The sequence below is a fragment of the Deinococcus radiotolerans genome (genome assembly GCF_014647435.1).
GTDB lineage: Bacteria > Deinococcota > Deinococci > Deinococcales > Deinococcaceae > Deinococcus > Deinococcus radiotolerans.
Genome location: NZ_BMPE01000001.1, coordinates 356,026 through 382,212, shown reverse-complemented (window position 1 = coordinate 382,212; position 26,187 = coordinate 356,026). Strand labels below are relative to the sequence as shown.

Annotated in this window: 25 protein-coding genes; 14 read left to right on the top strand and 11 right to left on the bottom strand. The window is 68.5% G+C overall.

Features of this window, described 5'->3' with window-relative positions:
• Positions 1–24: 24 nt before the first annotated feature.
• Complete coding sequence (locus IEY63_RS01845) at positions 25–1,245, bottom strand: sugar efflux transporter (RefSeq protein ID WP_189067259.1); 1,221 nt, start codon at positions 1,243–1,245, stop codon at positions 25–27.
• Positions 1,246–1,309: 64 nt separating this feature from the next.
• On the opposite strand from IEY63_RS01845, the gene pepF reads away from it, so the two are divergent.
• Positions 1,310–3,121 (top strand): oligoendopeptidase F, encoded by a 1,812-nt coding sequence (gene pepF / locus IEY63_RS01840; protein ID WP_189067258.1) that lies wholly within the window; start codon positions 1,310–1,312, stop codon positions 3,119–3,121.
• Between the two features lie 167 nt (positions 3,122–3,288).
• Here pepF and IEY63_RS01835 read toward each other — a convergent pair whose 3' ends face one another.
• From IEY63_RS01835 to IEY63_RS01825, 3 genes are all read right to left on the bottom strand, one after another.
• A complete protein-coding gene (locus IEY63_RS01835) occupies positions 3,289–3,750 on the bottom strand; it encodes a type III secretion system chaperone family protein (RefSeq protein ID WP_189067257.1) in 462 nt (153 codons plus the stop codon).
• 94 nt (positions 3,751–3,844) lie between these two features.
• Positions 3,845–4,363 carry a septal ring lytic transglycosylase RlpA family protein gene (locus IEY63_RS01830; RefSeq protein ID WP_189067256.1) on the bottom strand — a complete coding sequence of 173 codons (519 nt, stop codon included), beginning with the start codon at positions 4,361–4,363 and terminating at the stop codon, positions 3,845–3,847.
• A complete protein-coding gene (locus IEY63_RS01825; protein ID WP_189067255.1) occupies positions 4,360–5,409 on the bottom strand; it encodes a M24 family metallopeptidase in 1,050 nt (349 codons plus the stop codon). Before IEY63_RS01825 ends, IEY63_RS01830 begins: the two co-directional genes overlap by 4 nt.
• A gap of 194 nt (positions 5,410–5,603) precedes the next feature.
• On the opposite strand from IEY63_RS01825, the gene sucC reads away from it, so the two are divergent.
• The 6 genes from sucC to IEY63_RS01795 all read left to right on the top strand — a co-directional run bounded on the left by sucC (position 5,604) and on the right by IEY63_RS01795 (position 10,453).
• Entirely contained in the window at positions 5,604–6,749 is a 1,146-nt protein-coding gene (gene sucC / locus IEY63_RS01820; protein ID WP_189067254.1) for an ADP-forming succinate--CoA ligase subunit beta, read from the top strand.
• The gene (sucD, locus tag IEY63_RS01815) at positions 6,749–7,654 is read left to right on the top strand and encodes a succinate--CoA ligase subunit alpha (protein WP_189067253.1); all 906 of its coding nucleotides are present in this window, start codon (positions 6,749–6,751) and stop codon (positions 7,652–7,654) included. Before sucC ends, sucD begins: the two co-directional genes overlap by 1 nt.
• A gap of 178 nt (positions 7,655–7,832) precedes the next feature.
• The gene (locus tag IEY63_RS01810; protein ID WP_189067252.1) at positions 7,833–8,405 is read left to right on the top strand and encodes a hypothetical protein; all 573 of its coding nucleotides are present in this window, start codon (positions 7,833–7,835) and stop codon (positions 8,403–8,405) included.
• Between the two features lie 83 nt (positions 8,406–8,488).
• Positions 8,489–8,902, top strand: a complete 414-nt coding sequence (locus tag IEY63_RS01805) for an Rrf2 family transcriptional regulator (RefSeq protein WP_189067251.1) — start codon at positions 8,489–8,491, stop codon at positions 8,900–8,902.
• A 70-nt stretch (positions 8,903–8,972) separates the two neighbouring features.
• Positions 8,973–9,836 (top strand): SDR family oxidoreductase, encoded by an 864-nt coding sequence (locus tag IEY63_RS01800; protein ID WP_189067250.1) that lies wholly within the window; start codon positions 8,973–8,975, stop codon positions 9,834–9,836.
• Between the two features lie 44 nt (positions 9,837–9,880).
• A complete protein-coding gene (locus tag IEY63_RS01795; protein WP_189067249.1) occupies positions 9,881–10,453 on the top strand; it encodes a histidine phosphatase family protein in 573 nt (190 codons plus the stop codon).
• A gap of 105 nt (positions 10,454–10,558) precedes the next feature.
• On the opposite strand, the gene IEY63_RS01790 is transcribed toward IEY63_RS01795, so the two are convergent.
• Genes IEY63_RS01790 through IEY63_RS01780 form a run of 3 tightly spaced genes read right to left on the bottom strand, consistent with a single transcriptional unit; the run spans position 10,559 to position 13,664 of the window.
• A complete protein-coding gene (locus tag IEY63_RS01790; protein ID WP_189067248.1) occupies positions 10,559–11,764 on the bottom strand; it encodes a Gfo/Idh/MocA family protein in 1,206 nt (401 codons plus the stop codon).
• Positions 11,761–12,801 carry a dipeptide epimerase gene (locus tag IEY63_RS01785; protein ID WP_189067247.1) on the bottom strand — a complete coding sequence of 347 codons (1,041 nt, stop codon included), beginning with the start codon at positions 12,799–12,801 and terminating at the stop codon, positions 11,761–11,763. Before IEY63_RS01785 ends, IEY63_RS01790 begins: the two co-directional genes overlap by 4 nt.
• On the bottom strand, positions 12,798–13,664 hold the full coding sequence (locus IEY63_RS01780) for a C40 family peptidase (protein WP_189067246.1): 867 nt from the start codon (positions 13,662–13,664) through the stop codon (positions 12,798–12,800). Before IEY63_RS01780 ends, IEY63_RS01785 begins: the two co-directional genes overlap by 4 nt.
• Positions 13,665–13,885: 221 nt before the next feature.
• On the opposite strand from IEY63_RS01780, the gene IEY63_RS01775 reads away from it, so the two are divergent.
• Positions 13,886–15,067: a sugar ABC transporter substrate-binding protein gene (locus tag IEY63_RS01775; protein WP_189067245.1), complete on the top strand. Its 1,182-nt coding sequence runs from the start codon at positions 13,886–13,888 to the stop codon at positions 15,065–15,067.
• Positions 15,068–15,070: 3 nt separating this feature from the next.
• Here IEY63_RS01775 and IEY63_RS01770 read toward each other — a convergent pair whose 3' ends face one another.
• Entirely contained in the window at positions 15,071–16,057 is a 987-nt protein-coding gene (locus IEY63_RS01770; protein ID WP_189067244.1) for a dipeptidase, read from the bottom strand.
• Positions 16,051–16,740 carry an HAD family hydrolase gene (locus tag IEY63_RS01765; RefSeq protein ID WP_189067243.1) on the bottom strand — a complete coding sequence of 230 codons (690 nt, stop codon included), beginning with the start codon at positions 16,738–16,740 and terminating at the stop codon, positions 16,051–16,053. Before IEY63_RS01765 ends, IEY63_RS01770 begins: the two co-directional genes overlap by 7 nt.
• Before the next feature lie 206 nt (positions 16,741–16,946).
• On the opposite strand from IEY63_RS01765, the gene IEY63_RS01760 reads away from it, so the two are divergent.
• Positions 16,947–18,107 carry an alanine--glyoxylate aminotransferase family protein gene (locus tag IEY63_RS01760; protein ID WP_189067242.1) on the top strand — a complete coding sequence of 387 codons (1,161 nt, stop codon included), beginning with the start codon at positions 16,947–16,949 and terminating at the stop codon, positions 18,105–18,107.
• A gap of 79 nt (positions 18,108–18,186) precedes the next feature.
• Here the strand turns inward: IEY63_RS01760 and IEY63_RS01755 are convergent, their stop codons facing one another.
• Positions 18,187–18,891: a metallophosphoesterase family protein gene (locus IEY63_RS01755; protein ID WP_189067241.1), complete on the bottom strand. Its 705-nt coding sequence runs from the start codon at positions 18,889–18,891 to the stop codon at positions 18,187–18,189.
• Positions 18,892–18,967: 76 nt separating this feature from the next.
• Here IEY63_RS01755 and lnt point away from each other — a divergent pair, with 76 nt between their 5' ends.
• On the top strand, positions 18,968–20,485 hold the full coding sequence (gene lnt, locus IEY63_RS01750) for an apolipoprotein N-acyltransferase (protein WP_189067240.1): 1,518 nt from the start codon (positions 18,968–18,970) through the stop codon (positions 20,483–20,485).
• A 71-nt stretch (positions 20,486–20,556) separates the two neighbouring features.
• On the top strand, positions 20,557–21,519 hold the full coding sequence (locus IEY63_RS01745; protein ID WP_189067239.1) for a tyrosine-type recombinase/integrase: 963 nt from the start codon (positions 20,557–20,559) through the stop codon (positions 21,517–21,519).
• A 142-nt stretch (positions 21,520–21,661) separates the two neighbouring features.
• Here the strand turns inward: IEY63_RS01745 and IEY63_RS01740 are convergent, their stop codons facing one another.
• Positions 21,662–22,612, bottom strand: a complete 951-nt coding sequence (locus IEY63_RS01740; protein WP_189067238.1) for a diacylglycerol/lipid kinase family protein — start codon at positions 22,610–22,612, stop codon at positions 21,662–21,664.
• A 35-nt stretch (positions 22,613–22,647) separates the two neighbouring features.
• On the opposite strand from IEY63_RS01740, the gene IEY63_RS01735 reads away from it, so the two are divergent.
• The 3 genes from IEY63_RS01735 (at position 22,648) to aspS (ending at position 26,184) form a co-directional block, all read left to right on the top strand.
• Complete coding sequence (locus IEY63_RS01735) at positions 22,648–23,019, top strand: IPT/TIG domain-containing protein (RefSeq protein ID WP_189067237.1); 372 nt, start codon at positions 22,648–22,650, stop codon at positions 23,017–23,019.
• Between the two features lie 136 nt (positions 23,020–23,155).
• Positions 23,156–24,451, top strand: a complete 1,296-nt coding sequence (hisS, locus tag IEY63_RS01730; RefSeq protein ID WP_189067236.1) for a histidine--tRNA ligase — start codon at positions 23,156–23,158, stop codon at positions 24,449–24,451.
• Positions 24,448–26,184 carry an aspartate--tRNA ligase gene (aspS, locus tag IEY63_RS01725; RefSeq protein WP_189067235.1) on the top strand — a complete coding sequence of 579 codons (1,737 nt, stop codon included), beginning with the start codon at positions 24,448–24,450 and terminating at the stop codon, positions 26,182–26,184. The genes hisS and aspS overlap by 4 nt, the downstream gene beginning before the upstream one ends.
• The last annotated feature ends 3 nt before the right edge of the window (positions 26,185–26,187 follow it).

Sequence of the window (26,187 nt, the reverse complement as noted above, 5' to 3'; positions counted from 1 at the left end):
GGGAGCGGGCCGCCTGCTGTTCGGTCAGGTGTTCTGGGCGGGGCGGCGGTGCGTCCAGGCCATCACCAGGAAAGCGAGCAGGGTCAACGCGCCGCACACCAGGAACACGCTGCGGTACCCGAGGGTCTGCGCCACCGCGCCGGACGTGATCCCGCTGAGCATCCCGCCGATGCTGCCGGTGTTCGCGAACAGGGTCGTGGCGGCGCTGAAGCGGCCCGGCATGAGCGTCTGGAAGTAAGTCATGCCCAGGCCCGCCAGGATCGCCAGGACCACCGCTCGGATTACCTGCGCGGCGATCAGCAGCGGCAGGCTGTCCGAGACGTACACCAGCGCGAAGTGCGCCACGAACAGGGCCATGCCCGCCGCGACCAGGGTGGGCACGCCCGGCAGGCGGCGCCACGTGACCAGCGCGACCATCACCGGGATCTCCAGCAGGGCACACAGGCCCACCAGGAAGCCGACCTCGCCGCTGGTGCCGCGCAGCGTCTCGGTGATGAACAGTGGGAACATGGCCATGCCCATCTGCATGCTCATGCCGTACAGCACGAACGCCAGGGCGCCCAGCGCGATGGCGCGCCGCGCGGCGAGACGCGGCGTGTCCGGCAGGTCGGGCGTGATGCCCGGCGTGGGCTGCGGGCGGCGGCCCGGCACGCGCGTGAGGGGCAGGGCGGCCAGCGCGAAGCACGCGGCGGCGCTGAGGAATACCGCCGTATAGTTCCCGCCGCCCAGGATCACGGCGCCCAGTCCGGGCCCGACCACCCAGGACAGGCTGAATACGGCGCGCAGCAGCGTCATGGCCCGGTCGGCCAGGTCGCTGGGCACGTCCTGAAGGCTGGCGCGGGCAAAGGAGAACATCTGCGGGAACGCGGCGGCCCCCAGGGACAGCAGGGCCGCGCCGATCAGCAGGAGTCCCGCGAAGTGCGGCGTGACGCCGATCAGGGCGTACGCGGCCATGCCGGCGGCCATGGTGGCCAGCAGGATCGGTTTGCGGTTGGGCAGCCGGTCGGACCAGCGGGCCAGGAGGGTGGCGACCACGACGGCGCTGATGGCGTTCACCGTCAGGAAGAGTCCCAGTTGCAGGGGGCTCATGCCGGCCTTCTTCACGGCGTACAGGGCCATGTACGGCACGGCCAGGGACAGGCCGAATCCCAGCAGGAAGCAGCTGAGGGCCAGGGGGAGTGCGTGGGGGAGGCGGAGCATGGCGCCCAGGCCGCTGCCGTGGGCGGGGGGGGCGGTGATGGTCATGAGGGCCGTCCGTTCATGGGGGTCACTGTAAACCCGCTGCTGCGCGGAAATGTTAGCCTCCGGCATGCCAACTGAAACGATCAAGGCGCTGCCGCCCCGCAGCGACGTGCCGCGTGACCAGACCTGGGACATCGAGGCCCTCTACGACACGCCTGACGCCTGGTCGGCGGAAGGGGACGCGCTGGCCCGCGACCTCCCCGCGCTGTCTGCCCACGCGGGACAGCTGGGCACGCCGGAGGACCTGCTGGCGTACCTGAGCGCCGCGAACGACCTTGAACTGCGCCTGGGCCGCTTCATGTCCTACGCCAGCATGACCGCCAGCGTGGACGGCCGCGACGCCGTGGCCGCGGCCCGCCGCGACCGCGCTTCCACCCTGGGCGCGCAGTTCGGCAGCACCACTGCGTTCTTCCGCCCGGAACTCCTCGCGCTGGACGACGCGCAGGTGCGCGGCTGGCTGGACACGCCCGACTTCGCCGAGCACCGCGTGCGCCTGAAACGCATCCTGCGTGGCAAACCCCACGTCCGCAGCGCCGAGGTCGAGGAACTCCTGGGTGCCGTGCAGGCCCCCTTTGCCTCTGAGCGCGGCATTCATCCTGCGCTGGCGAACATGGACCTGCGCTTTGGCACGGCGGGCGGCGAGACCGTCACGCAGGGCAACGTGGACCGCCTGACCGCCCACCCGGACCGCGAGGTGCGCCGCGAGGCCTGGGAGGGTTACGCGGACGCGCACCTCGCCGCGCGGCACTCGCAGGCGGCGATGTACGCCACGAACGTCCGCCAGAACGTGTTCCTGGCCCGCGCCCGGAACTACCCGGACACCATCAGCGCCTCTCTGTCCCCGGACAACATCCCCACCGCCGTCGTGACGACCCTGCTCGACACGTACCGTGCGAACACGCCGGTCTGGCACCGCTACTGGCGCGTGCGCCGCGAGTGGCTGAACCTGCCCTCGCTGCGCGAGTACGACGTGAAGGCCGCCCTGGTCCCCCCCCGCGCCGTGTCCTACGAGCAGGCGGTGCAGTGGCTCGAAGGCGGTATGGCCCCCCTGGGTGCGGACTACGTGCGGGACATGGTGCCCGGCCTGACCACCGAACGCTGGGTGGACTACGCCGAGAACGACGGCAAACGCCAGGGTGCCTACAGCAACGGCGGCGGCCGCGTGAAGCCGTACATCTTCATGACCTGGAACGGCACCATGAACTCGTACTCCACCCTCGCGCACGAGATCGGGCACTCCATGCACTCCCTGCTCTCCCAGCGTGAACACGGGTACGGCGTGCCGCGCTACACCCTCTTCCACGCCGAGGTTGCCAGCAACTTCAACCAGGCGATGGTCCGCCAGCACCTCCTGGCCCAGGCCCGCGCGGCCGGGGACACCGAATTCGAGGTGCAGATCATCGAGGAAGCCCTGTCGAACTTCCACCGGTACTTCTTCATCATGCCGACCCTGGCGGCCTTCGAACTGGAGGCCTACCGCCGCATCGAGGCGGGCGGCACCCTGAGCGCGCCGGACCTGATCACCCTGACCGCCGACCTGCTGTCCGAGGGCTACGGGGACGGCGTGACCATGGACCGCGAGCGCAGCGGCATCCTGTGGGCGCAGTTCAGCACGCACCTGTACGCGAACTTCTACGCGTACCAGTACTCGACCGGGATCAGCGCCGCGCATCAGATCCTCGAGCAGTTCAGTGCCGACCCGGACGCCGCGCGCGAGTCGTACCTGCGCTTCCTGCGCTCCGGCGGGAGCCTGGATCCCATCGACGCCCTGCGTGAGGTGGGCGTGGACATGCTGAGTCCCGCGCCAGTTGAGGCGACCTTCCGGACCCTGGAAGGGTACGTGGTCCGCCTGGAGGAGCTGCTGGCCCAGCGTCGCTGAGGCAGTCAGGGAGTATGTGATCTGGGACGATATACGCCCAGATCACATGCTCTTTCTAGGCCTTGAACAAGCAGGCAAATCTTTCACTTTCCAGTAAAATCGTGAAACTATTCACTTATTAGCTGCAAAGAGAGGTGGGATATGACTCCCACCTCTTACCCGTTGGTTTACGCCTGGGGCTGCTGAACCTGCATCTGGGGCACGAAGCCTTCCAGCGCAGCGTAGTCATCCTGGAAGTGCATCAGCACGCCACCGAACAGCGTGTCGAAGGTTTCCTGGGGCATTTCGGCCAGGGTGGGGTAGAAGCCCACGTACTCCAGCCACACGTTGCCGTCCGCGTCGATGCTGCGGGCAAAGGCGCGCTCGCGGTTGCGGTCGTTCAGCATGTTCACGATCTCCACGCGGCGGTCACCGTACTGCTTCTGGGTCACGCAGGTGATTTCCAGGCGGCTGGTGTTGTTCGGGCCGTCGTTCACGCTGACCAGCACGGCCGCGTCGCCCATCTCGAAGCGCCAGCCCATGCGGATGAACCGCTGGCCGTTGTTCTCTTCCATGTCCAGCTGGACTTCCTTTTCCTTCAGGTACTTCGCCAGGGTGTCCAGGGTCAGCAGTGCCGTTTCCATCGTCATTGAAACCATCCTCCTCGGTGGGTGAAGCACATCAACTTGTCGTGTGTGGTTGAAACCCGAACAAGTCTACACCGCGCGGGGGACGCTGCGCGCTTCAGGGCTGACTCAGGATGCTCAGGCTGACCGGCGCGATGCCCTCGGAGAGGATGCCCAGGGCCCGCGCAGCGTCGGTGGACAGGTCAATAATCCGCGACTGCACCCCGAACGGCCCGCGGTCATTGATGAGGACGTCCACGCTGCGGCCCGTGCGGGCGTGCGTGACGCGCACCCACGTTCCGAACGGGAGGTTCAGGTGCGCGGCCGTCATGGTGGTCTGCGGCGTGAAGCGCCCACCGTAGTACACGGCCTGCCCCTGCTGGAATGCCGCGGGCGCCTGAGCCTGCGGCGCGAGGGACGCTGCGCGGACCGTCGCGCCGCCCCGGTCCGGGACGCGCAGCACCTCGCCCACGCGCAGGGATTCACTGTTGCGGGCGTTGAGTTGCAGCAGGGCGCTCACGCTGACGCCGTAGCTGCGGGCAATGCCCCACAGGGTGTCGCCGGTCTTCACGCGGTACGTGGCGGCGTGCGCGCTGCCCAGCAGCAGGGCGGCCAGCAGGGCGCCGCGCAGCCTCACAGGGTCTCCTTGGGCGAGTGGCTCAGAACCTCGAAGCCGTCCTCGGTGACGAGCACGAGGTCCTCAATGCGTACGCCGCCCACGCCGGGCAGGTACGCGCCGGGCTCAATGGTGATGACCATGCCCGCGCTGAGTACGTCGTCGCTGGTACCCCGCAGGCTGGGCGCCTCGTGCACTTCCAGGCCCACGCCGTGCCCCAGGGAGTGCGCGAACGCCTCGCCCAGGCCGTGCCCAGTCAGGATGTCACGCGCCAGTTTGTCCAGGTCGGCGGTGCGGACGCCGGGTTTCACGGCCCGCACGGCGGCCTCCTCGGCTTCCAGCACCGCGCGGTACACGCGGGTCATCTCGGCGCTGGGGGTCCCCACGGCTACCGTGCGGGTCATGTCGCTGTGGTACCCGCGCAGTCGGGCGCCCATATCCACCGTGACAAGGTCACCGTCCTCGATGACGCGCGGGGACGCCACACCGTGCGGCATCGCGCCGCGGGGCCCGCTGGCCACGATCACGTCGAAGGCACTCTCGGCGCCCCGCTGCCGCAGTCGCAGCTCGATCTCGGTGGCGATGTCCAGTTCGCGCGCACCCGCCACGATCAGGGGCCGCACCGCCATGAACACCTCATCCGCGAGCACCTGCGCGTCCCGGATGGCCTCAATCTCCTCGGCGCTCTTGAGCACGCGCAGGCCCTGCACGAGGCCCTTCACGGGCACCAGCGTCGCCTGCGGCCAGTGCTCCCGCAGGTCGTCGTGCGCGGCGACGGTCAGGTGCTCGGCCTCGAAACCCACCCGCAGGCCCGCGAGGCCCGGCGCGGCGTGTTTCAGCGTCTCCGGGGGCCGGGCGATGAACGCGCTCAGGGGCGACTCCTCGGCGGCCTGCACGGTGTACCGGGCGTCCGTGTACAGCGTGGCGGCGTCCGGGGTGACGAGCACCTTCGCGTCCTTGCCGCTGCTGAATCCACTGATGGCCCGCACGTTCGCGGGATCGCTGATCCACGCGGCGTCCAGCCCGGCGCGGCTCATCGCGTCGCGCAACTCCTGAAGTTGAGTCATGACAGGCAAAGTAACACGCCGGCCCTCACCGCAACCTCACCCGCCGGTCACTTCAGTGGCCATCACCAGTTGCACCGCGACTGTTCCCCCACCGGAGACAGCCGCGCGGGGATTTTCAAAAGTGCGCTTATACTCGTTGATCGGGACAAATGATTTCGGCCGCGTAGGTCACTCACCCCAAGGAGGGAACAGTCGTGAAACTTCACGAGTATCAGGGCAAGGAAATTCTGCGCCAGTTCGGCGTCAACGTTCAGGACGGCAAGGTCGCCCGCACCCCCGACGAAGTGCGTCAGATCGCCCGCGAGTACGGCCAGCCCGTCGTCGTGAAGGCGCAGGTGCACGTCGGCGGCCGCGGCAAGGCGGGCGGCGTGAAGTTCAGCCCCACCGAGGACAAGGCCTTCGAGAACGGCGAGAAGATCCTGGGCATGGACATCAAGGGCCTCACCGTGAACAAGGTGCTGGTCACCAAGGCCGTGGATATCGACGCCGGGACCGAGTACTACGTCGGCATGATCGTTGACCGCAACGTGCAGAGCTACACCCTGATGGCCAGCGCCGAGGGCGGCATGGAGATCGAGGAAGTGGCGGCCGCCACCCCCGAGAAGATCATCAAGCACCGCGTGGACCCCGTCACCGGCCTGCGTCCCTACGAGGCGCGCGAAGTGGCCATCAAGGCCGGCTTCAAGGGCAACCTGAACAAGATTGCGGACATGATGGTCAAGATGAGCGAGGCCGCGCTGAAGCGTGACGCCGTGCTCGTCGAGATCAACCCCCTGTTCGTGGGCCCTGACGGCACCCCGCTGGCCCTGGACACCAAGTTCGAGATCGACGACAACGCCATGTACCGCCACAAGGACCTGGCCGACTGGCGCGAACTGGAAGCCGAGCACCCCCTCGAGATCGAGGCCAGCAAGTACGGCTTCGCGTACGTGAAGCTCGAAGGGAACGTGGGCGTGCTGGGCAACGGCGCGGGCATCGTGATGACCAGCCTCGACGTCGTGAACCGCGCCGGCGCCAAGCCCGCGAACTTCCTCGACATCGGCGGCGGCGCCAAGGCCGAGGTCGTGTACAACGCCGTGAAGCTCGTCAGCAAGGACAGTGACGTCAAGGCGATCTTCATCAACATCTTCGGCGGCATCACCCGCGCCGACGAGGTCGCCAAGGGCGTCATCCAGGCGCTGAACGAGGGCATCCTCACCAAGCCCGTGCGCATGCGCATCGCGGGCACAGCCGAGGACGAGGCCAAGGCCCTCCTGGCGGACGTGAACAGCCCCCTGATCCAGATGTACCCCACCATGTTTGAGGCTGCCGACGAGGCCGCCAAGGAGGCGAACAAGTAATGGGTATCCTCGTCAACAAGGACAGCAAGGTCATCGTGCAGGGCATGACCGGCCGTGAAGGTGCCAGCCACAGCCGCGCCATGAAGGAATTCGGCACGCAGGTCGTCGCGGGCGTCACCCCCGGCAAGGGCGGCACTGACTTCGAAGGCTGGCCCGTCTTCAACAGCGTCGCCGAGGCCAAGGCCGCGACCGGCGCGAACGTCAGCATTATCTTCGTGCCCCCCGCGGGCGCCGCGGACGCCGTGCTCGAGGCCGCGCACGCCGGCATGCCCCTGATCGTCCTGATCACCGAGGGCGTGCCCACCGTGGACATGATGCGCGCCGTGCAGGAAGTCAAGACGCTCGACGCGCAGAACCGCGCCGAGGGTGGCGAGGGTATCCGCCTGATCGGCGGGAACTGCCCCGGCCTGGTCACGAACGGGGAAGCCAAGGTCGGCATCATGCCGAACAAGATCTACACCAACCCCGGCCGCATCGGCCTGATCAGCCGCTCCGGCACCCTCACCTACGAGGCCGCCAAGCTGCTGAACGACGCGGGCATGGGTACGAGCACCACCGTCGGCATCGGCGGTGACCCCGTGATCGGCACGACCTTCGCGGACGTGCTGCCCCTGTTCGAGGCCGACCCTGACACCGACGCGGTCGTCGTGATCGGCGAGATCGGCGGCGCGGACGAGGAAGCTGCCGCCGAGTACATCGCGCAGAACATGAAGAAGCCCGTCGTGGCGTTCATCAGCGGCCGCAGCGCGCCCAAGGGCAAGCGCATGGGTCACGCCGGCGCGATCATCATGGGTGACGTTGGTACCCCCGAGAGTAAGCTCGCGGCCTTCAAGGCGGCGAACGTGCCCGTGGCCGACACCATGCCCGAGATCATTGATCTCGTGAAGCAGGCGCTGAACAAGTAAGCGAAGCACATCTTGAAGGGGGGCTGCCCGGGTGGGCAGTCCTCTTTCTTGTCTGTGGGTCGAGGCGGTCCCAGAGCTGGGTTCCCCTCATCCGGCTCACAGGTGGCGTGAGAGTGGCGTGAACAGTGATCGTCACCCATGGTCACATGGGCGTCAGTCCTGCGCGTAGACTGGACGTATGAAGACCTTCACACTCGCCACTTCCCTGGTTCTGCTGGCTGCCGGTGCCGCTGACGCCCTCACGGTGCGCGGCGCGGTCGCCGGGGGGAACCTGCCGCCCGATCTGCGCGTGGCGGGCGTGGTCGTGACGCCGTTCGGGCAGGTGGTGCAGGAGGTCAGCAGCGTCCCGGTGGAGAAGGGGCAGTTCAGCCTGGAACTGCCGACGACCGCGCCCTCCGCGCGGGCGCAGGTGGCGTTGACGCCGCAAAACGTGAACTGGCCTGGCGTGATCGACCCGGTGCAGGTGACGGGGCAGGCGCAGGTGGCGGAACTGAAGCTGTTCACGTACCGCGATCAGAACAACAATGGCCGCCGCGATGAGAACGAGCCGCTGCGCGAGGTCATGGCGGATGTGCGCGGCGCGAACCTGTTCGTGGTGTGGGTGAATACGGACGTGAGCGTGACGGCCAGCAAGGGCTTCCAGGCGGGGTTGAAGCGCGGCTGGAACGCGTTCCTGGTCGATGTGGGGCGCGCGGTGAATGTTCAGCCGTTCGCGGACAGCACGGTGGTCTCGGTGCGGCTGGGCCGCTGAGTCCGGCGGGGTGGGGGAGACCCCGCCCTTGACTTTCCCACCACCTGTAAGTAAATTTATGACATGTTGGTGGAGGTGAGTGCATGAACAGTCAGTACGCCGTGGCGGTGCATGTGCTCAGCATCATCAGCCAGTTCCCCGACCACTCCAGTTCGGCCGAGATCGCTGACAGCGTGGGCACCAATCCGGTCGTGATCCGCACCGTCACGGGCCTGTTGCGTCGCGCGGATCTGCTGGTCACCCAGCAGGGCGTCAGTGGCGCGCGGCTGACCCGCGACCCCCAGGACATCACGCTGCTGGACGTGTACCGCGCCGTGAACGGCGAGGCCAGCGTGTTCCGCCTGCACGAGCATCCGCACCCGGCCTGCCCGGTCGGGGCGAACATCCAGGCCACCCTGGAAGCCCGCTTCGGGTGCGCGCAGGCCGCGATGGAAGCCGAACTGGCCAGCACGACCATTGCGGACGTGCTGGGGGACCTGGCTGCACGCGCAGGCTGACAGTCCTCTGCCCAACATGTAAGTAAAACGCTTACGAGTCCTCGCCTCTCACCTCACAAGGAGCCCCACCATGCCCACCCCCACCATTGCCGTCACCGGAGCGACCGGCCACCTCGGCCACCTCACCCTCCAGGCCCTGCTTAGGCGCGGCGTGCCCGCCGGGAGCCTCGTCACCCTCGTCCGCGACCCGGCCAAGGCCAGCGACCTCGCCGCCCAGGGCATCCAGGTGCGCCAGGCAGACTACAAACAGCCCGACAGCCTGCGCGCCGCGCTGACCGGCGTGAACCGCCTGCTGCTGATCTCCAGCAACGACTTCGACGACCGCTTGGGCCAGCACCGCAACGTCATCGAGGCCGCCCGCGAAGCTGGCGTGGACCTCATCGCGTACACCAGCATCCTGAACGCGGACCGCAGCGGCATGATCCTCGCCGGCGATCACCAAGCCACCGAAACGCTCCTGCGCGAGTCCGGCGTGCCGTTCACCCTGCTGCGCAACGGCTGGTACACCGAGAACTACGACCTCAAGGGGGCCGTCAAGAACGGCGCGATCCTGGGGGCCGCCGGGGACCACGCGTTGCAACCCGCACCCCGCCAGGACTACGCGGAGGCCGCCGCCGCCGTCCTGAGCACCGACGGGCACGCGGGCCAGACCTACGAACTCGCCGGGGATGAGGCCGTCACCCTGGGTGACCTCGCCGCCGAGGTGGCCCGCCAGAGTGGCCAGTCCGTCGCGTACCACAACCTCAGCGCCGACGAATACGCCCGCACCCTCGCCGGGTTCGGCTTGCCCGAGGGCTTCGCGCACGTGCTGGCCGACAGTGATACGGGCATCACCCGGGGCGAACTCGCCACCGACCGGCGCGACCTCAGCCGACTGATTGGCCGGCCCACCACGCCTGTCACGCAGGCCGTGCGCGACGCCCTGACCGCCTGATTCCCCGCAGTTCACAGTCGCATGCGCCCGCTAGAGTTGGGCGCATGCGACTGTGGATCATCCGGCACGGCGAGACGAAAGGCAATCAGGCGGGCATCCTGCGCGGTGCAAGCAGCGCGAACGACGAGATCACCGACACCGGGCACGCCCAGGCGCAGGCCATGGCCGAGCAGGTGAGCGGGGGAGAGCCGCGTCCACAGGCGGTGTACGCCAGCCGCTACCGCCGCGCGCAGCAGACGGCACGCCCCCTGGCCGAGCGCCTGGGCGTGCCGGTTACCGTCCTGCCCGGCATCCACGAGGTGGACTGCGGCGAGTGGGTGGGTGAGCCGTACTCGGCGCTGCGTCAGCATCCGGAACGTCTGGAGCTCGGCGGGGGTGAACTAGGCTTCCGGGGCGGCGAGACGTTCCGGGAGATCGCCGCCCGATTCGCAGCGGACGTGAATGGACTGCCCGCTGAGGATGCAGCGCTGGTGTCGCACGGTGGCATCATCAGAATTGCACTGGCGCACCTTCTGGGTCGGGACGTCCGCGCCGTGTGGCAGGACGGGTCGTTCATGCTGACCAATGCCGAGTATGTCGTCATTGAGCGCATGGGTGGTGCCTGGAACCTGGTTTGATCAGGCAACGTCAATACAAGCAAACAATTCGATCACGAGTTGGATTAATCGTGAATACTTTCACTTGGTGATTTAGAGTGAAGTGAGACACTACTCCTTGCCATCTCACAGCATCTCAATGGTCCTTCTGGTCCGGGCTCGCTCTGCGGCGAACGCCATGCGGTGAGAGTCCAGGGACTCCGTGAGGGGTGTCGGTGGGAGTGTCTCGCCACGCAGGCTGGCCAGCCAAGCCTGGATGAGGCCGTCGTCCCCGCCGCCGTGGTTGCCGTTGGCGTTCACCCGCCAGCGTCGGCTCTGGCCGGTGCGGAAGTCGTGGAGTTCGAGTTCGTGGTGGTCCATGTGGCCGCGTAGTTCGCCGTGGGTGCCCAGGAGTTTCAGCGTGCGGGTGTTGTTGTGTGTGAAGGCACTGACGGTGAGCTGCGCGGTGACGCCGTTCCGGAACTGGACGGTGACGGCCTGATGATCCACGACGTTGTTGAGGCCCAGGTACACGCATTCACCGTAGGGTCCGTGGCGGAGCGCGTCGTCCAGGCTGGTGCCGCCGGCGGTGAGGACGGTGACCGGCCAGCTGTGGGGGTCGCGGGTGAGGTAGATGCGCCGCGCGTCGGACGGGCAGTCCGGGACAGGGCAGGTGACGCAGCGTGGGCTCGCGCCGGGTGGAGCGTGCTCTGGGCGGAAGTGATGCAGGTCGCCCTCGCTGCTGACCCGTGCCGGGGAGCTACCGGCGAACGCGCGGAGAAGGTCGAGGTCGTGACAGCTCTTGGCGAGAATAAATGGCGCGGCGGGTGGGGCCGCGCGCCAGTTGCCACGCACGTAGGAGTGCGCGTAGTGCCAGTGGGCGACGTTCTCGGCGTGTTGAATGCCGATCAGGGTGCCCAGCGCGCCGCTGTCCAGTACGCGCCGCACCTCCTGGAAGAAGGGGGCGGCGCGCAGGACGTGGCAGACCGTGACCCGCCCGGTGCTGGTGGCCTCGGCCGCCTGGAGCAGGTCGAGTTCGGCTTCGTTCAGGCAGATGGGTTTTTCCAGGAGGACGTCGTAGCCGAGGGCAAGTGCCTGGACGCAGGGCCGGACGTGCTGGTCGTCGGGGGTGGCGAGCACGACCGCGTCGGCCACGCGACCCAGGGCGAAGAAGGCGTCCGGGTCGGTGAACTGCCTTCCAGTGGGAATGTCGTGCCGCGCGGCGACCTCGCGGAGGCGGGCGGGGCGGGCGTCCACGACGTGCGTGACCTGCGCACCGTGCTGCGCGAGCAGGCGGGCGTACGCGTCTCCGCCGCGGTTGCCCGCCCCGACGATCGCCACGCGGATGGTCATGGGGCGCGCCGCTCCACGCCCCAGCCGGGGCCCGTGGGGCGCGCGAGGTGCCCGGCCTGCCAGTCCAGACCGCTGAACGGATCGTCTGCGAGGAGCAGCGCGCCGTCCAGGTCGGCCCAGTCGCACGCGCCCGCGAGGTGCGCGGCGGCGGCGATCCCGAGGCTGCTCTCGATCATGCAGCCCATCATGACGGACATCCCGTGCGCGCGGGCCAGCCGCAGGGCGCGCAGCGCCTGAAGGGGCCCGCCCAGCTTGGCGAGCTTGAGGTTCACGCCGTCGAATGCGCGGGCCAGCGCGATGACGTCGGTGACGTGGTGCAGGCTCTCGTCCGCGACGATGGGGACTCCGGCCACCGCGCGCAGCGCGGCGTGTCCGTCCAGGTCCCCGGCAGCGAGGGGCTGCTCGACGAATTCCACCCTGGCGGCTTCCAGCACGCCGAGCATCCGGCGGGCCTGGGTGCGGGTCCAGGCGGCGTTGGCGTCCACGCGCAGGCGGACGTGTGGGGCTTCCTCGCGCAGCGCGGCGATGATGGCCTCATCTCGGTCGGTGCCCAGCTTGACCTTCAGGACGCCGTGCCCGCGGGCGGCGGCCTCACGCGCCTGCCGGCGCATGTCGTCCAGCTCGGCAATGCTGACGGTGTAACTGCTCTCGGGGAGGGGCGCGGGGCTCAGGCCCAGCAGCTGCCACACGGGCACGCCGGCGCGCGCGGCGCACCACTCGACGGCGGCCATCTCCAGGGCGCACTTCACGCTGGGGTGGTCGTACGGCATGCGGGCGGACAGGCGGGCGTCCAGCCCGTCCCAGTCCCAGGGCTCCTCGACCGCCTGGGCCAGGAGGGGCAGGATGGCCTCGACGGTGCCGCGCGTCTCGCCGTAGAAGGCGTTCGGGGCAGCCTCACCCCGCCCAGTGTGGCCCTCATGGGTTAGGGTGACGATGGTGCGGGGGTAGACGCTGTGCGTCCAGCGGGCAATGCCGAAGGGCTGCGCGGTGTGCAGGTCCAGTGTCTCCCAGGTGACCGTGGGGGAGGGGGCGGTCACTGCGTCCACCGTCCGAAGCCGCTGAGGTCCGACTGGAGGCGGGTGCCGTATTCGCCCTCGCCGAGCGTCTCGACCGTGACGCGCATGTGCGTGGCGTTCGCGTGCAGCAGACGCTGTCCGTCCAGCATCAGGCCGACGTGGCCAGGGAAGAAGGCCAGGTCGCCGGGCTGCGGTTCGCTGACCGGGGTGAGGAACGCCTGCTGCTGGTCCGCGTCACGCGGCAGGTGGCGGCCGAACGCGCCGTACACAACCTGGGTCAGGCCGGAGCAGTCCAGGCCCCAGGCGCTGCGCCCACCCCACACGTAGGGCGTGTCCAGGAAGCCCAGGGCGAACGTCAGCAGGTCGGTGTCCAGGGGGGCGAGGGTCACCTCCTGCACCCAGGCGTCCGTTCCGCCCGGCAGCATGACCGGCACCCAGCGGCGATGATGCTCGGTGACGACCTCGCCGGCGCCCCGGGCGAGCTTCGCGCCGTGGGCGAGTTCGGCGCGGATGGGCTGGCTGATCTTCGGCCCGGCGTAGGCGTGGGCGCGGCGGGCGGTGACGGTCAGGTCCGGCTGCCAGGGGCGCGCCTGCAGGCCGGCTGCGCGGGCCCAGCCCAGGTAACGGTCCTGGGTGGTGCGGACGTACGCCCAGCCGTCGGCGTTCTCCCACAACAGTTCCAGGTCCTCACCGGGGAGGGCTTCGGTCACCTGGGGCGCGTCGGCGTCGGGTTGGGCGCGCAGGCTCAGGCGGGCGGGGCCGGTGTGGGCGGGGGTGGGGGCCACGAAGCGCCACCCGGGTTCGGGCAGGTGGCCGCGCAGGGCGTCCTCGGCGACGTTCATGTGTGGGTCGCGCGCGTGGGTGCGGGGGTCGGGTAACGTCATGGGCCCTAGCCTACGCCAGGTGTTCCCCCGGCGGGGGTGGTGGTGGTTCCATCCGCCGGGGGGCGTGCGGTGCGGCTTTTTTCACGTCCGTTGCGGGTTCTGGGCGGAATACTGCGGGGCAGTTCCACTTTCAGATCAGGGCGGCTCCCAGCCGGAATTGGAAACGTTTCCAAATCGGTGTGGGCCGTCCGGGGCGCAACTGTGCCGCCCACGGAGACCACATGAAACGACGCCTCACCCTTCTGGCCCTCGCGCTGGCTGGCAGCGCCAACGCCGCCACCCTGACCGTCTGGACGCACTTCAACGACGCCGCCGAGGTCGCCTGGCTCAAGAGCCAGGTCAACATCTACAGCCGCCTGAGCGGCAACACGGTCAACCTCGTGACCGTCCCCATGGACAAGATCGTCGATCAGCTCCTGAAAACCGCCAAGCAGGGGAAAGGCCCCGACGTCATCGTCACCCTCCCACAGGACCGCATCGGGCAGCTCGCCCAGGCGCACGTGATCGAACCCATCACCAGCAGCCGCCGCATCGAGTTCGACCCCACCACGCTGCGCGCCCTGACCGTCGGCGGCCAGCTGTACGGCCTGCCCATGTTCGCCGAGAGCGTCGCCCTCGTGTACAACAAGAAACTGGTCCCGACCGCCCCCGCCACCTACGCGGACTTCCTGCGCGCCGCGAAGAAGAACACCGACGCCAGCGCAGGCCGCTACGGCTTCCTGACCGACCTGAGCAACGCCTACATGAACTACGGCTTCTTCAGCGCGTACGGCGCGTACGTGTTCGGCGGCACCGGCACGCTAGACGTGCACGATATCGGCCTGAACAACGCCGGCGCCCGCAAGGCCCTGGCCTTCATGAACGACCTGCGTTTCAAGGACAAGCTCGTCCCCGCCGGCACGACGGGCGACAAGGTCAAGGCTGCGTTCCTGAAGGGCCAGGCGGCCATGATCGTCACCGGCCCCTGGGACATGGGCGACATCAAGAAGGCCGGCATCAACTACGGCATCACCGCCTTCCCCACCCCTCCCGGCGCGACCGGCAAGTGGAGCCCCTTCGTGGGCGTGCAGGGCGTCGTGCTGAACGCCTACGGCAAGCAAAAACCTCTGGCCACTGCCTTCGCCGAGGGGCTCGTGACCAGCGTCGCGCAGCTGTCCTTCAACCAGGCGGGCGGACGCATCCCCGTCAACCTCAGCGTCCGCACCCGGCTGGCCAGCAACCCGGTCGTGGCGGGCTTCGGCCGCGTCATCAGCGGCGGCACCCCCATGCCCAACGTGCCCGAGATGGGGCAGGTGTGGGGTCCCTGGAGTTCCGCCGTGGACGCCAGCGTCCAGAAACCCGCGCAGAACTACGCGGCGCTGCTCGACACGGCCGTCAAGGCCATGCAGAAGACCATCAAGTAACCCCTACAGCCGGCGCGTGAGCCAGCGGGCCCAGTTGCCCCACGCCACGCCCTCCCGCGCCTCAGGGGGAAGCTCACTGAACAGGGCGTGGACGTCCGTGTAGCGGCCCACGCCCTGCGGCGTTTTCTCCGCGCCGAACCCGCCGTCCAGGTCCGTGCCCAGCGCGACGTGCTCCCAGCCGACCAGCGCCGCGTAGTGCCGGGCGTGCGCGGCCAGCTCGCCCAGCGGCACGGCGTCCAGGCTCCCCTCCGGCAGGGGGCGGATGAAGCGGTTCAGGAACACCAGCCCGATCATCCCGCCCGCCTGCGCCACCGCGCGGACCATGTCGTCCGTCAGGTGGCGGTTGCCGGGCACCAGCGCGCGGCTGTTGGCGTGCGTGGCGATCACCTGCGGGCCGACCTCCATGGCCTCCCAGAACGACGCGTCATCCAGATGCGAGGCGTCCAGCGTGACGCCCAGGTCCCGCATCGCCTGCACCAGCTCCCGGCCCTCCGGCGTGAGCGGCCCCGGCGCGCCCGTCCCACCCGCAAACCGCGTGCGGCCCCACGCCGGGCCGACCACCCGCACGCCCCGCTCCACCCAGAAGGGCAGGTCGCCCGCGTCGCGGATGGGATCGGCGCCCTCCATCAGCAGCACCACGCCCAGCGGCGCGTCCCCGGGACCATCCAGGTGCACGGCCACAGCCTCACGCGAGTGAAGCAGACGGATCAGGCCCTGGTCTTCCCAGCGGAGGTACACGTCCAGTTGCGCCAGCGCCTGCGCCCGTGCCCCCGCGTGGTCACTGTACCCCCCGGGGCTGCCTGCACCATGCGGCAGAGCGAACAGCGTGCCGAAACACACGCGCAGGTCCGCGCGGCGCAGTTCGGGCAGACTGACGGTCGCCGTTTCATCCCTGACAGGATCACCTGCCCGCAGGCCCTCCAGCGGGAGGGTCAGGTCCCGTCCATTCAGGGCGTTGAACGCCAGATCGAGGTGCCCGTCGATCAGCACGCGGCCACCAGCTCATCCACGAGGCCCAGCACCTGCGTCAGGTCATGCAGGGCGCCTGGTGCCTGACCGCTCAGGTCAATCAGGCGCGCGTGCATGCCCACCGCCACCGCGGCCTCCACGTTCTCCTGCTTGTCATCCACGAACAGCACCTCGCCCGGCTGCACGCCCAGTGCGCCTGCCGCATGCAGGTACGCACCCGCGTCCGGCTTGTGCACGCCCACCGCGCAGGTGGCCACAGCCACATCCACGAGGTCGTGCAGGCCCACGGCTTGGAGGGTCCGGTCAATGCTGGGCAGGGTGTTGCTCAGCACGCCCACCTTCAGGCCGCGCGCACGCAGCGCCGTGAGCACCGCCCGTGCGTTCGGCACCGGCTTCATGTACGCCTCGTAGGGCCACGTCGCCATGAGCTGCGCCGTCTGCTCGCCGTTCAGGCCGAGCGTGCCCGCCAGTTCATCCCCGTACGCCTGCCAGAAGGTGTCCTCCTGCTCCTGCGTGCGCAGGTCCCACCAGTCCAGTGCGCGGCGGTTCCACTGCTCCCGGAGGGCCTCGCCGAAAGAACGCGCGTCAATGCCGAAGGTCGCGTGCCCCCACAGGGCCGCCTCACGGTACACGCCGGGGTCAGTGAAGGCGATGGTGTCATCCCGGTCGAACAGGACGGCGCGCAGGGGAGGGTGGCTGGGCATGCCGGACACTCTACGACCCGGCGCGCTGACACAATTGTGGACTCCCCCAGAAGCAACGCCATAACGCTTCACGCCCAGGGACAGAAAGAACAATTTTTTAAACTTCCTTACCAGTAAATAGCAATAAAATAAAATCTAAACAGGATGAAGAGCGGCCAGCCGCAACTATATTGCTATTCCTCACTCCATTCGGTACGCTGACCGGCATGCTGGACGCGACCCCCGAGCACACCCTGCTGACCCCCGGCCCCACCCCCATCCATCCGCGGGCCATGCAGGCCCTCACGCGCCCCATGCTCGGCCACATGGACCCCGAAGTGTTCGCCCTGAACCGCGAGATCCAGGCGGACCTGCGCGCCATGTACGGCACCGAGGCCCACACCTTCACCGCCCTGCTCGCCGGCACTGGCAGCCTCGGCATGGAAGCCGGCTTCGCGAACCTCGTCGAGCCGGGCGACGACGTCCTCGTCTGCGCGAACGGCTCCTTCGGCCGCCGCATGGCCGAGATGGCTGCCCGCTACGGCGCCCACGTCCGCCTTGTCACCGCGCCCCTCGGGCAGGCCATCAACCCGGACGACGTGGCCGCGCAGCTCGACGGCGCGAAGATGGTCGCCGTCGTGCACGGTGAGACCAGCACCGGCGTCCTGAACCCCGTCCCCGAGATCGCCCGGCTCGTCCGCCAGAGTGGCGCGCTCCTCACGGTGGACGCGGTCACCACCGCCGGCATGGAACCCTTCCACATGGCGCAGTGGGGTGTGGACTACGCGTACACCGGCGCGCAGAAGTGCCTCAGTGCCCCTCCCGGCCTCGCCCCTGTCGCCATTAGCGAACGCGCCCTGGCCCGATTCGCCGACCGCCGCACGCCCACGCCCCTGTGGTACTGCGACTTCCAGGGCCTGCGCGACTACTGGGAGGATCACTCCTACCACCACACCGTGCCCGTCAACCTGCACTACGCCCTGCACGCCGCCCTGCGCGCCGCGCTCGACGAGGGCCTCGAAGCCCGCCAGCAACGCGTTCAGGAGGTCGGCGTGGCCATTCAGGCCACCCTCGCCCCGCTGGGCTTCACGCCCTACGTTCACCGTCCCGAGGACCGCCTGCCCACCGTGCTGGCCCTGCGCCTTCCCGAGGGCTTCGACGACGCGGGTGTCCGCGCCGCCCTGCGCGAACAGCACATCAGCGTCACCGGCGGCCTCGGCCCTACCGCCGGCCTCATCTGGCGCCTGGGCCTGATGGGCGAAACGGCCCGCCCCGCCCCGTACCTGATCCTCATGCGCGCCCTGGAACGCATCCTCGGTGAACGCGGCCTGGCCGACCGGTTCCTCAGCGCCCTGAACGAGCCTCAGGAGATTGCCGTTCCCGCCTGACCTCACCCCAGGAACCGTGCCAACAGGGGCAGGGGAGGGCCCACCAGTCACTGGTGGGCCCTCCCCTCTGAACTGTTTCTCAGCCCATGCGGCCCGTGCGGATCACGTCCGCAATCACCGGCGGCAGATTCCACGCCATGATGTCAAACGCACTCGACGCGAAATCGTACGTCACCTTGTGCAGCGACACCTTCGGCTTGCGGCCCACGCAGTCCACGATCACCACGTCCGCTCCCGGCTCGTGATTCAGCGTCAACCCCACACTGCCCGGATCCACGAACGTCGTGTCCCCGATCACCCGCATGAACGGCACGTGCGTCCCACCGACCACCACCACGCGCGACCCCAGCAAATCCGCCAGCGCCTCCAGCTCCCGCTCAGGCGCCATCAGGTCCATGCGCTGCTCCGGATCATGCGGACTCCCGTGGAAAAACCGCACGCGACCCACCGGCGTCACGATCCGCCCACCCGGCGGCAGGCGCCGCAGGAAATCCACCTGATCCGGCGTGAGCATCTTCTTCGTCCAGTTCAGCACCTGATCCGCCACGCCCTTTCGGTCCGCCCGTTCTCCCATGTCCATCGACACGCGCATGTCACTGGACCCCAGCCCCACCGTCCAGCCCTCACGCCGCACGAAGTCAATCACCGGGCCCGGGCTCGCGCCGTACCCGACCAGGTCACCCACCACGATCACCTGATTCACGATGTTTTCGGACAGGAATCGCTTCACCGCCGTCAACGCGTGAATGTTCCCGTGAATGTCACTGATAAACGCCAGTCTCAAGGTGCGTTCATCCTAGACCAAAACGGCGCCGCACACCCAAGCAACCCACCCGACGGGCCCCTATAGTGGCAAGGCGATGCCCACCCCCGCCACCGGCCTCCTGCTCGGCCTGCTCCTCGCCGCCTGCGGCCTCCCACTTCCCTGGAGTGCCGCCGCGTTCGTGCCCCTCACTCTCATTCTGCCCTTCATCGCCGCGGCGTCCACGCCCCGACAGGCAGCCGGACGGGCCTTCTGGGTGGGCTTCGGGTACTTCGGCCTGCACCTCTGGTGGCTGGGCGCGTTCCTCCTGAACCTCATTCCAGGCTTCCCACCCCTGGCCGCTGCCTCCCTGCTGCTGTTCGCCCTGGAAGCCGCGTTCCTGGCGATCATGGCGTTCCTGGCAGCCAGCGTCACCCGAACCCCCGCCGGGCGCATGTGGACGCTCGCCGGCAGCTGGGTCATCCTGGAATGGCTGCGTCAACTCGGCCCACTCGCGTTCCCGTGGCCCACCCTGGGGTACACGCTCCTGCCCACCCCCGCCATTCAGGTCGCGGACCTGGGCGGCGTCCTGCTTGGAAGCGTCCTGGTGACGTTCACCGCCGCCAGCCTCGCCCACACCTGGATGGAAAGCCGGCAGCAGGGGAGACGCCCATACACGCATGCCCTCCTCGCCGCCGCGGCCTGGGCACTCGCCCTCGGGTACGGCCTGACGCGCACGCCCGGCACCGGACCCGAGCAGCCCATGCGCGTCATGCGCGTCACCTTCGACCCCTTCGCGCGGGCCACCGGTGACCTCAGCGGCGAGCAGCAGTTTCGGCAGCAGCGCGCCGCGAGCCTGAACCGCCCCAATGGGAGCGTCGTCGTCTGGAGCGAGGGGGCCGTCAGCTTCCCCTACACCCGCCCCCAGCCCGGCCAGCTGGTTCCCAATTTCCCCGGTCCCGGCATCAGTGGCATCGGGGGTGTCGAGCTGGTCACCTCACCCGGCCCCGACCCCATCAAGCAGCCCGGCACGTACCGCGAGTTCAACACGGTCGCCAGTCTGGGCAGTGCAGGGGCAATCCAGAGTGTGAATGCCAAAGCTCAACCTGTCCCGTTCGGCGAGCTGTTCCCATTCCGTCCCGTTCTTACGCCCATCTATAACCTGCTGGAACGCACCCTAGGCTTCCGTCTAGGCGCCATGCCCCGCAACCTCAACCCCACACCCCTGAGCCTGAACGGCGTTCTGTACGGCGCGTACATCTGCTACGACAGCGTGTTCCCCCGAGTGGCCCGGGCGCTAGCCGCGCAGGGCGCGCAGGTGCTCGTGAACCCCAGCAACGACGGCTGGTACAAGGGGTGGGGCGTGCAGCAGCACTTCAACATGGGCCGCGTGCGCGCCATCGAGACGCGGCGGTGGCTGGTGCGCAGCGTGAACAACGGCGTGGCGGGCGCGGTGAATGACCTGGGGCAACCCGTTCAGCTTGTGCAGAGCGGCGAGCAGCTTCAGGTGCTGGATGTCCGGCCCATGTTGCTGAGCGGAACCACACTGTATGTCCGGGTGGGTAACTGGCCGGCGCTGATCCTCGCGCTGGGCATGATCGGATTTGGAGTCACGCGTCGGGAGCGGATGTTCTGAGCTCCGGCTGCGGCGTCCGACGGTGACCCAATCTAGAGGTCCGTTGATAAGGCATGTTATCATCGGCGCACATGGCTGACCTCACCCCGTACCTTGGCGACCGCCTGGCCCAGGCCCGGGCACTGGCTGGACTCACCGACGAGGCCCTGCGAGTCCGGGCCATCACCGCCGCCCGCGACAAAAGCCCTGACGATCTATGGGCCCTAACCCTGGCGTACCTCAGCAGCGACACCAGCGCCGGCGTGAAGCTCAGTCCGCACACGCTGCGCGCCTACCGCAAGGGCGTGAGCGTGCTGCTGGAGCACGCGTCTGCGAACGCCTGGAACCTGCTGCACCCAGGGCGCCGTGAGCCCGGCCTGTACGTCGCCGGGCTCACGACGTCGGGCCTGAAGCCCGCCACGGTCCAGGCGCGCGTGGCGGCAGCAGGCGCGCTGTACCGCGCGCTGCGGTGGGCCGGGGCGACGGATGCCGACCCGTTCGCGGACGTGAAGCGCCCCAAGGACCGCACGAAGGGTGTGGTGAAGAACCCACCGTACCGCGCGGATTTCGTACAGGCGATGCTGGCTGAGGCGGACGCGCACGAGGCGGCGCTGCTGCTGCTGCTCACGCACGCGGGCCTGCGGATCGCGGAGGCGCTGGCGGTGGAATGGGCGCACGTGAACCTATCGGGACGGCGCCTGCTGGTGGCGCACGGCAAGGGTGACAAGGCGCGGCTGGTGCCCCTGAGCGCGCGGCTCCGGGAGGCACTGGAGGAGCTTCGCGCAGTCGGGGCGGTGCAGGGGTTCGTGCTGCCGTGGCGGGCGTACTCCACAGCGTACGAGCGCCTCCAGCGGGTGGCCCTGAAGTGCGGTCGGGAGCATGAGTTCCGGGGGTTTCATGCGGGCCGGAAGTACGCGGGCACTCAGCTGTACGCGGCGGTCAAGGATTTCACGCGTGTCGCGGGTTTCCTGGGGCACGAGCAGGTGGATACGACCCGCCGGTACGTAGAGCTCCCGGAGGATGATCTGGCCGACGCGGTTGAGGCGTTCCGGTAGGTCCTTTACCCCTCGGCGCGTGTTGCCGGGGCCTTCCTGGCCCTCTCAGGAGCTCGTTCAATTTTCGTCGTCCAGAACGATATTTTCGGACCGGCATTAAATGACCCGCCGGGCATCACGCTGCGTGAGTGCAGCAGGCCACTCAGGTTTTCAGGTCGTCGCTCTTCGCGGCGGTCAGGAACCGTATGGCGCCGGGGAGGATCTGCGTGGTGAACGGTGTGGTCTCCACGTGAAGCTCCCCGTCGTACTGGAGGGGGAACGGGTCGTCCGCGTCGATCTCCACGTGGCGGGCCTCGATGGTCTCCAGGTTGCCGCTGAAGATCGGGTCCCCCAGGTTGAGCTTCACGCGGACCGAGTCAATCAGGTTCGGGATGAGCCGCATGATGTTCCCGGCCTTCAGGAGGATCACGGTAAAGCGGCCGTCACTGGGGCTGATGTCACTCGTGATGGGCAGGCGGTAGTTGGCCATGCCGAAGTTGGCGACCATCACGCCTATTCCCTCGAAATCCCTCGCTTCCCCGTCGATCTTCAGGTGGAAGGTCGTCTTCTGCGGGTTGAGCTGCTTCATGGCGCTCATCACGTACGCCATGGCACCGAAACGACCCTTGAGTTCCTCACTGTCGCGGATCATGCTGGCGTCCGCGCCCGCGCCGGCCAGCATGCAGAAGCCGCTCTTCTCGCCGTGGACTTCCAGTTCGCCCATGTCCACCCGGAGGGAATGGCCCTGCTGCACGATCTCGGCCAGGGCGCTCGCGTTCTGCGGCAGGTCCAGGTTCTGCGCGATGAGGTTCGCCGTACCGGCCGGGAAGGCCAGCATCGGGACATTCTTGTACCGGGCGGCGTACGCGAGGCTGCTCACCGTGCCGTCCCCGCCGGCCGCGACGAGATGCGTGAACTGATCGAGGTCCTTCACGTAGTCGGCCATGGGTGTGTCGGGGTGCAGTTCACGCTCGGTGACGTCCGCTCCAGCGGCGCGCAGCAGGCGGATGAATTCTGGGAGTTCACTGTCGCCGCTGCCACTCTTGGGATTGAACACCACGAGAATTCGTTGCCCGCCGGGGTTCCGTGTGAAATTGGACGCGTCGCCTGTCATCCCATGCATTAGACTGCCTTCACGGAGGAAAGGACATGCTGCGTTTCTTTGTTGCTTCTTTACTGATGGCTGGCGGGCTGGTGGCGTGCGCGCCTGCCCAGCAGAGCGCCTCTCAGATGGTGACGGTCACCCCAATGCTCATCAAGACGTCCGAATCGGCCCCGCGCGGCGGGACGCTCACCGTGCAGGGACGCTACCTGGGCGGACCCAGCACGGGCAAGGTGCGCCTGGGCGCCAGCGAAACCGGTGACGGCGGGTACGTGTTCCCGGCATCCGCAGTGCAGTCCTGGACGGACACGCAGATCGTACTGACCGTCCCGGCAGACGCGCCCGTCGGCGGCAGCTGGCTGTTCGTCGAGGTTGGCGGCATGAAGTCCACGGGCCTGCCCTTCAGCGTCAAGCAGTAAGGCGCGGTTCAGAGGGGGCGGCCATCCGGGGGTCTGGGGGCCGCCCTCTCCCCTGTCTTCCCGCCGGCGCCGTCCTCTCCCGTGGGCATTCCGGCGGATGGGGCTTTTCCCGTGCAGGCGCTATGCTGCTCGGGTTATGGCGATCAACCGCCCCAAGGGCACTGAGGATCACCTTCCGGCACTGAGTCCGAAACTCACGCTTGACGTTTCGGCGCAGGCGCACAGCTGGCTGGTGGAGAAGGCAAGGCGCGTTCTGGAACGCGCGGGCGCGCAGCGCATCGACACGCCCCTGTTCGAGGAAGCGGACCTCGTCAAGCGTGGCGTGGGCGGCAGTACCGACATCGTCCGCAAGGAGATGTTCACCGTGTACTACTTTGGGGATCACGGCGGGTACATCCTGCGGCCCGAGGGTACGGCGGCTATCGTACGCGCGTACCTGCAGAACGGGCTGAAGCAGCTGCCCGCACCGCTGAAGCTGTGGACGCACGGCCCGATGTTCCGCGCCGAGCGGCAGCAGCGGGGGCGCCTGCGGCAGTTCCATCAGGTGGATTACGAGGTGCTGGGCAGCACGGACGCGCTGGTGGACGCCGAGGCCATTGCGCTGATGGTGGGCGTGGTGCGTGAACTGGGCCTGACGGGCGTGCGCGTGAAGCTGGGCAGCATCGGCGACCCGGAGGACCGCGAGCGCTACAACACGTACCTGCGGGACCTGTTCACGCCGCAGCTGGAGCGCCTGTCGGACGACTCGAAGGACCGCCTGACCCGCAACCCCATGCGCATCCTGGACAGCAAGAGCGCCGGCGATCAGGAGCTCCTGGCGGAACTCGGCGTGCGGCCCATGCTGGACTTCCTGGGTGAGGAGGCGGGCGCGCACTTCCGCGCCGTGCAGGCCTACCTGACCGAGTGGGGCGTGGAGTTCGACATCGACCCCAGCATCGTGCGGGGCCTGGACTACTACCGCCGCACCGCCTGGGAACTGCACCACGAGGGCGTCGGCGCGAAGTCCGCGCTGGGCGGCGGGGGCCGCTACGACGGACTGGCGCAGGAACTCGGCAGCAAGGAAACCATTCCCGGCATCGGCTGGGCGTTCGGCGTGGAACGGCTCCTGCTGGCGCTGGAGGCCGAGGGCCTGGCCCTCCCGGAGATCGCCGGGCCGCTGCTGTACGTCGCCGCGCTGGACGAGGTGAACGTCCCGCATGCCGCACGCACCGCCATGAGCGCCCGCGCGCACGCCCGCGCAGAATTCGCCTACCGCGCGATGAAGCCCGCCGCCGCCTTCCGCGACGCCGAACGGCGCGGCGCGCACTGGGTGGCCCTCCTCGGGACCGACGAGGTCACGCAGGGCACCCTCAGCCTCAAGAACATCAAGACCGGTGAGCAGCGCAGCCTCGCCGCCGCCGACCTCGCCGCCTTCCTTCAGGAGCACGCATGAAACGCACCGCCATGATCGGCCACCTCACGCCCGCGCACGCCGGGCAGACCGTCACCCTGCAGGGCTGGGTGAACCGCCGCCGCGACCTGGGCGGCCTGATCTTCCTGGAACTGCGTGATCGCAGCGGGCTGGTACAGGTGCAGGTCGAACCGGACTCCGCCGCCTTCGCGGACGCGGACCGCCTGCGCGCCGAATACGTTGCGGAGATCGAGGGCACGTACCAGGCCCGCCCTGAGAGCCAGCGCAAGGGGGGCTTGGCGGACTTCGAGGTGATCGCCACCCGCGTTAAGGTGCTGAACACCGCGAAGACCACGCCCTTCGAACTGGAGAAGGGCGACAGCGTGGCCGAGGACATCCGCCTGAAGTTCCGGTACCTCGACCTGCGCCGCCCGGAGATGCAGCGCAACCTCGTGCTGCGCAGCAAGGCTGTCGCCGCCGTCACCGAGTACCTCGACCGCGAGGGCTTCGTGCAGGTCGAGACGCCCATGCTCACGAAGTCCACGCCCGAGGGGGCCCGTGACTTCCTGGTGCCCAGCCGCCAGAACCCCGGGGAGTTCTACGCGCTGCCGCAGAGCCCGCAGCTGTTCAAGCAGATGCTGATGATCGCCGGGTACGACCGCTACTACCAGCTGGCCCGCTGCTTCCGCGACGAGGACCTCCGCGCCGACCGCCAGCCGGACTTCACGCAGCTCGACATGGAGATGAGCTTCGTCGAACTCGACGACGTGCTGAGCACCCAGGAGGGCCTGATGGCCCACGTGTTCCGCGAGACGATGGGCGTCGACCTGCCCCTTCCCTTCCCGCGCATGGCGTACATGGACGCCATGAACCTCTACGGGTCCGACAAGCCCGACCTGCGCTTCGACCTGAAGTTCACGGAGGTCACCGACCTGTTCCAGGGCGGCGAGTTCAAGGCCTTCGCCAGTGCTCAGGCTGTCAAGGTGATCGCCGCGCCCGAATTGACCCGCAAGCAGATCGACGAACTCGAACGCATCGCCAAGCAGAACGGCGCGGGCGGCCTCGCCTGGCTCAAACGTGACGGCGATGGCTTCACCGGCGGCATCAGCAAGTTCGTCACCGCGCAGGCCGCCGAACTGATCGCCCGCACCGGCGTCGCGCAGGGCGGCACCCTCCTGTTCACCGCTGGCGAATGGAAGAAAGCTGTCGGCGCGCTGGGCGCGGTGCGCCTCGCCCTGCGGGACCTGTTCGACCTCGCCGCTGGCGGGCCGCAGTTCCACGTCTCCTGGGTCACCGAGTTCCCCCAGCTGGAATTCGACGACGAGAGCGGCACCTGGACGTACATGCATCACCCCTTCACCGCCCCTCACCCCGACGACCTGGACCTCTTCGGCACCGACCGCCAGGGTGAAATCCGCGCGCAGGCGTACGATCTCGTCCTGAACGGCTTCGAGGTCGGCGGGGGCAGCATCCGCATCCACGACCCCGCCGTGCAGGCCAAGATGTTCCAGGCCATCGGCTTCAGCGCCGAACAGGCCCGCGACAAATTCGGGTTCTTCATGGACGCCCTCGAATACGGCACACCCCCCCACGGCGGCATCGCCTGGGGCTTCGACCGCCTGATCATGGTCATGAGCGGAGCAACCAGCATCCGAGAAGTCATCGCCTTCCCCAAGAACAACCGCGGCGTGGACCTGATGGCCCTGGCGCCCTCCCCCGTCGAGCCCGGCCAGCTGGCCGACGTCGGCCTCAGCGTGGCGCTGGATAACAGTTAATAA

Bases quoted from the DNA above. Each gene is read 5' to 3' on its own strand.
- IEY63_RS01845 (WP_189067259.1), bottom strand. From the start codon at position 1,245: ATGACCATCACCGCCCCCCCCGCCCACGGCAGCGGCCTGGGCGCCATG.
- pepF (WP_189067258.1), top strand. From the start codon at position 1,310: ATGCCAACTGAAACGATCAAGGCGCTGCCGCCCCGCAGCGACGTGCCG.
- IEY63_RS01835 (WP_189067257.1), bottom strand. From the start codon at position 3,750: ATGACGATGGAAACGGCACTGCTGACCCTGGACACCCTGGCGAAGTAC.
- IEY63_RS01825 (WP_189067255.1), bottom strand. From the start codon at position 5,409: ATGACTCAACTTCAGGAGTTGCGCGACGCGATGAGCCGCGCCGGGCTG.
- sucD (WP_189067253.1), top strand. From the start codon at position 6,749: ATGGGTATCCTCGTCAACAAGGACAGCAAGGTCATCGTGCAGGGCATG.
- IEY63_RS01810 (WP_189067252.1), top strand. From the start codon at position 7,833: ATGAAGACCTTCACACTCGCCACTTCCCTGGTTCTGCTGGCTGCCGGT.
- IEY63_RS01805 (WP_189067251.1), top strand. From the start codon at position 8,489: ATGAACAGTCAGTACGCCGTGGCGGTGCATGTGCTCAGCATCATCAGC.
- IEY63_RS01800 (WP_189067250.1), top strand. From the start codon at position 8,973: ATGCCCACCCCCACCATTGCCGTCACCGGAGCGACCGGCCACCTCGGC.
- IEY63_RS01795 (WP_189067249.1), top strand. From the start codon at position 9,881: ATGCGACTGTGGATCATCCGGCACGGCGAGACGAAAGGCAATCAGGCG.
- IEY63_RS01790 (WP_189067248.1), bottom strand. From the start codon at position 11,764: ATGACCATCCGCGTGGCGATCGTCGGGGCGGGCAACCGCGGCGGAGAC.
- IEY63_RS01780 (WP_189067246.1), bottom strand. From the start codon at position 13,664: ATGACGTTACCCGACCCCCGCACCCACGCGCGCGACCCACACATGAAC.
- IEY63_RS01775 (WP_189067245.1), top strand. From the start codon at position 13,886: ATGAAACGACGCCTCACCCTTCTGGCCCTCGCGCTGGCTGGCAGCGCC.
- IEY63_RS01765 (WP_189067243.1), bottom strand. From the start codon at position 16,740: ATGCCCAGCCACCCTCCCCTGCGCGCCGTCCTGTTCGACCGGGATGAC.
- IEY63_RS01760 (WP_189067242.1), top strand. From the start codon at position 16,947: ATGCTGGACGCGACCCCCGAGCACACCCTGCTGACCCCCGGCCCCACC.
- lnt (WP_189067240.1), top strand. From the start codon at position 18,968: ATGCCCACCCCCGCCACCGGCCTCCTGCTCGGCCTGCTCCTCGCCGCC.
- IEY63_RS01745 (WP_189067239.1), top strand. From the start codon at position 20,557: ATGGCTGACCTCACCCCGTACCTTGGCGACCGCCTGGCCCAGGCCCGG.
- IEY63_RS01740 (WP_189067238.1), bottom strand. From the start codon at position 22,612: ATGACAGGCGACGCGTCCAATTTCACACGGAACCCCGGCGGGCAACGA.
- IEY63_RS01735 (WP_189067237.1), top strand. From the start codon at position 22,648: ATGCTGCGTTTCTTTGTTGCTTCTTTACTGATGGCTGGCGGGCTGGTG.
- hisS (WP_189067236.1), top strand. From the start codon at position 23,156: ATGGCGATCAACCGCCCCAAGGGCACTGAGGATCACCTTCCGGCACTG.
- aspS (WP_189067235.1), top strand. From the start codon at position 24,448: ATGAAACGCACCGCCATGATCGGCCACCTCACGCCCGCGCACGCCGGG.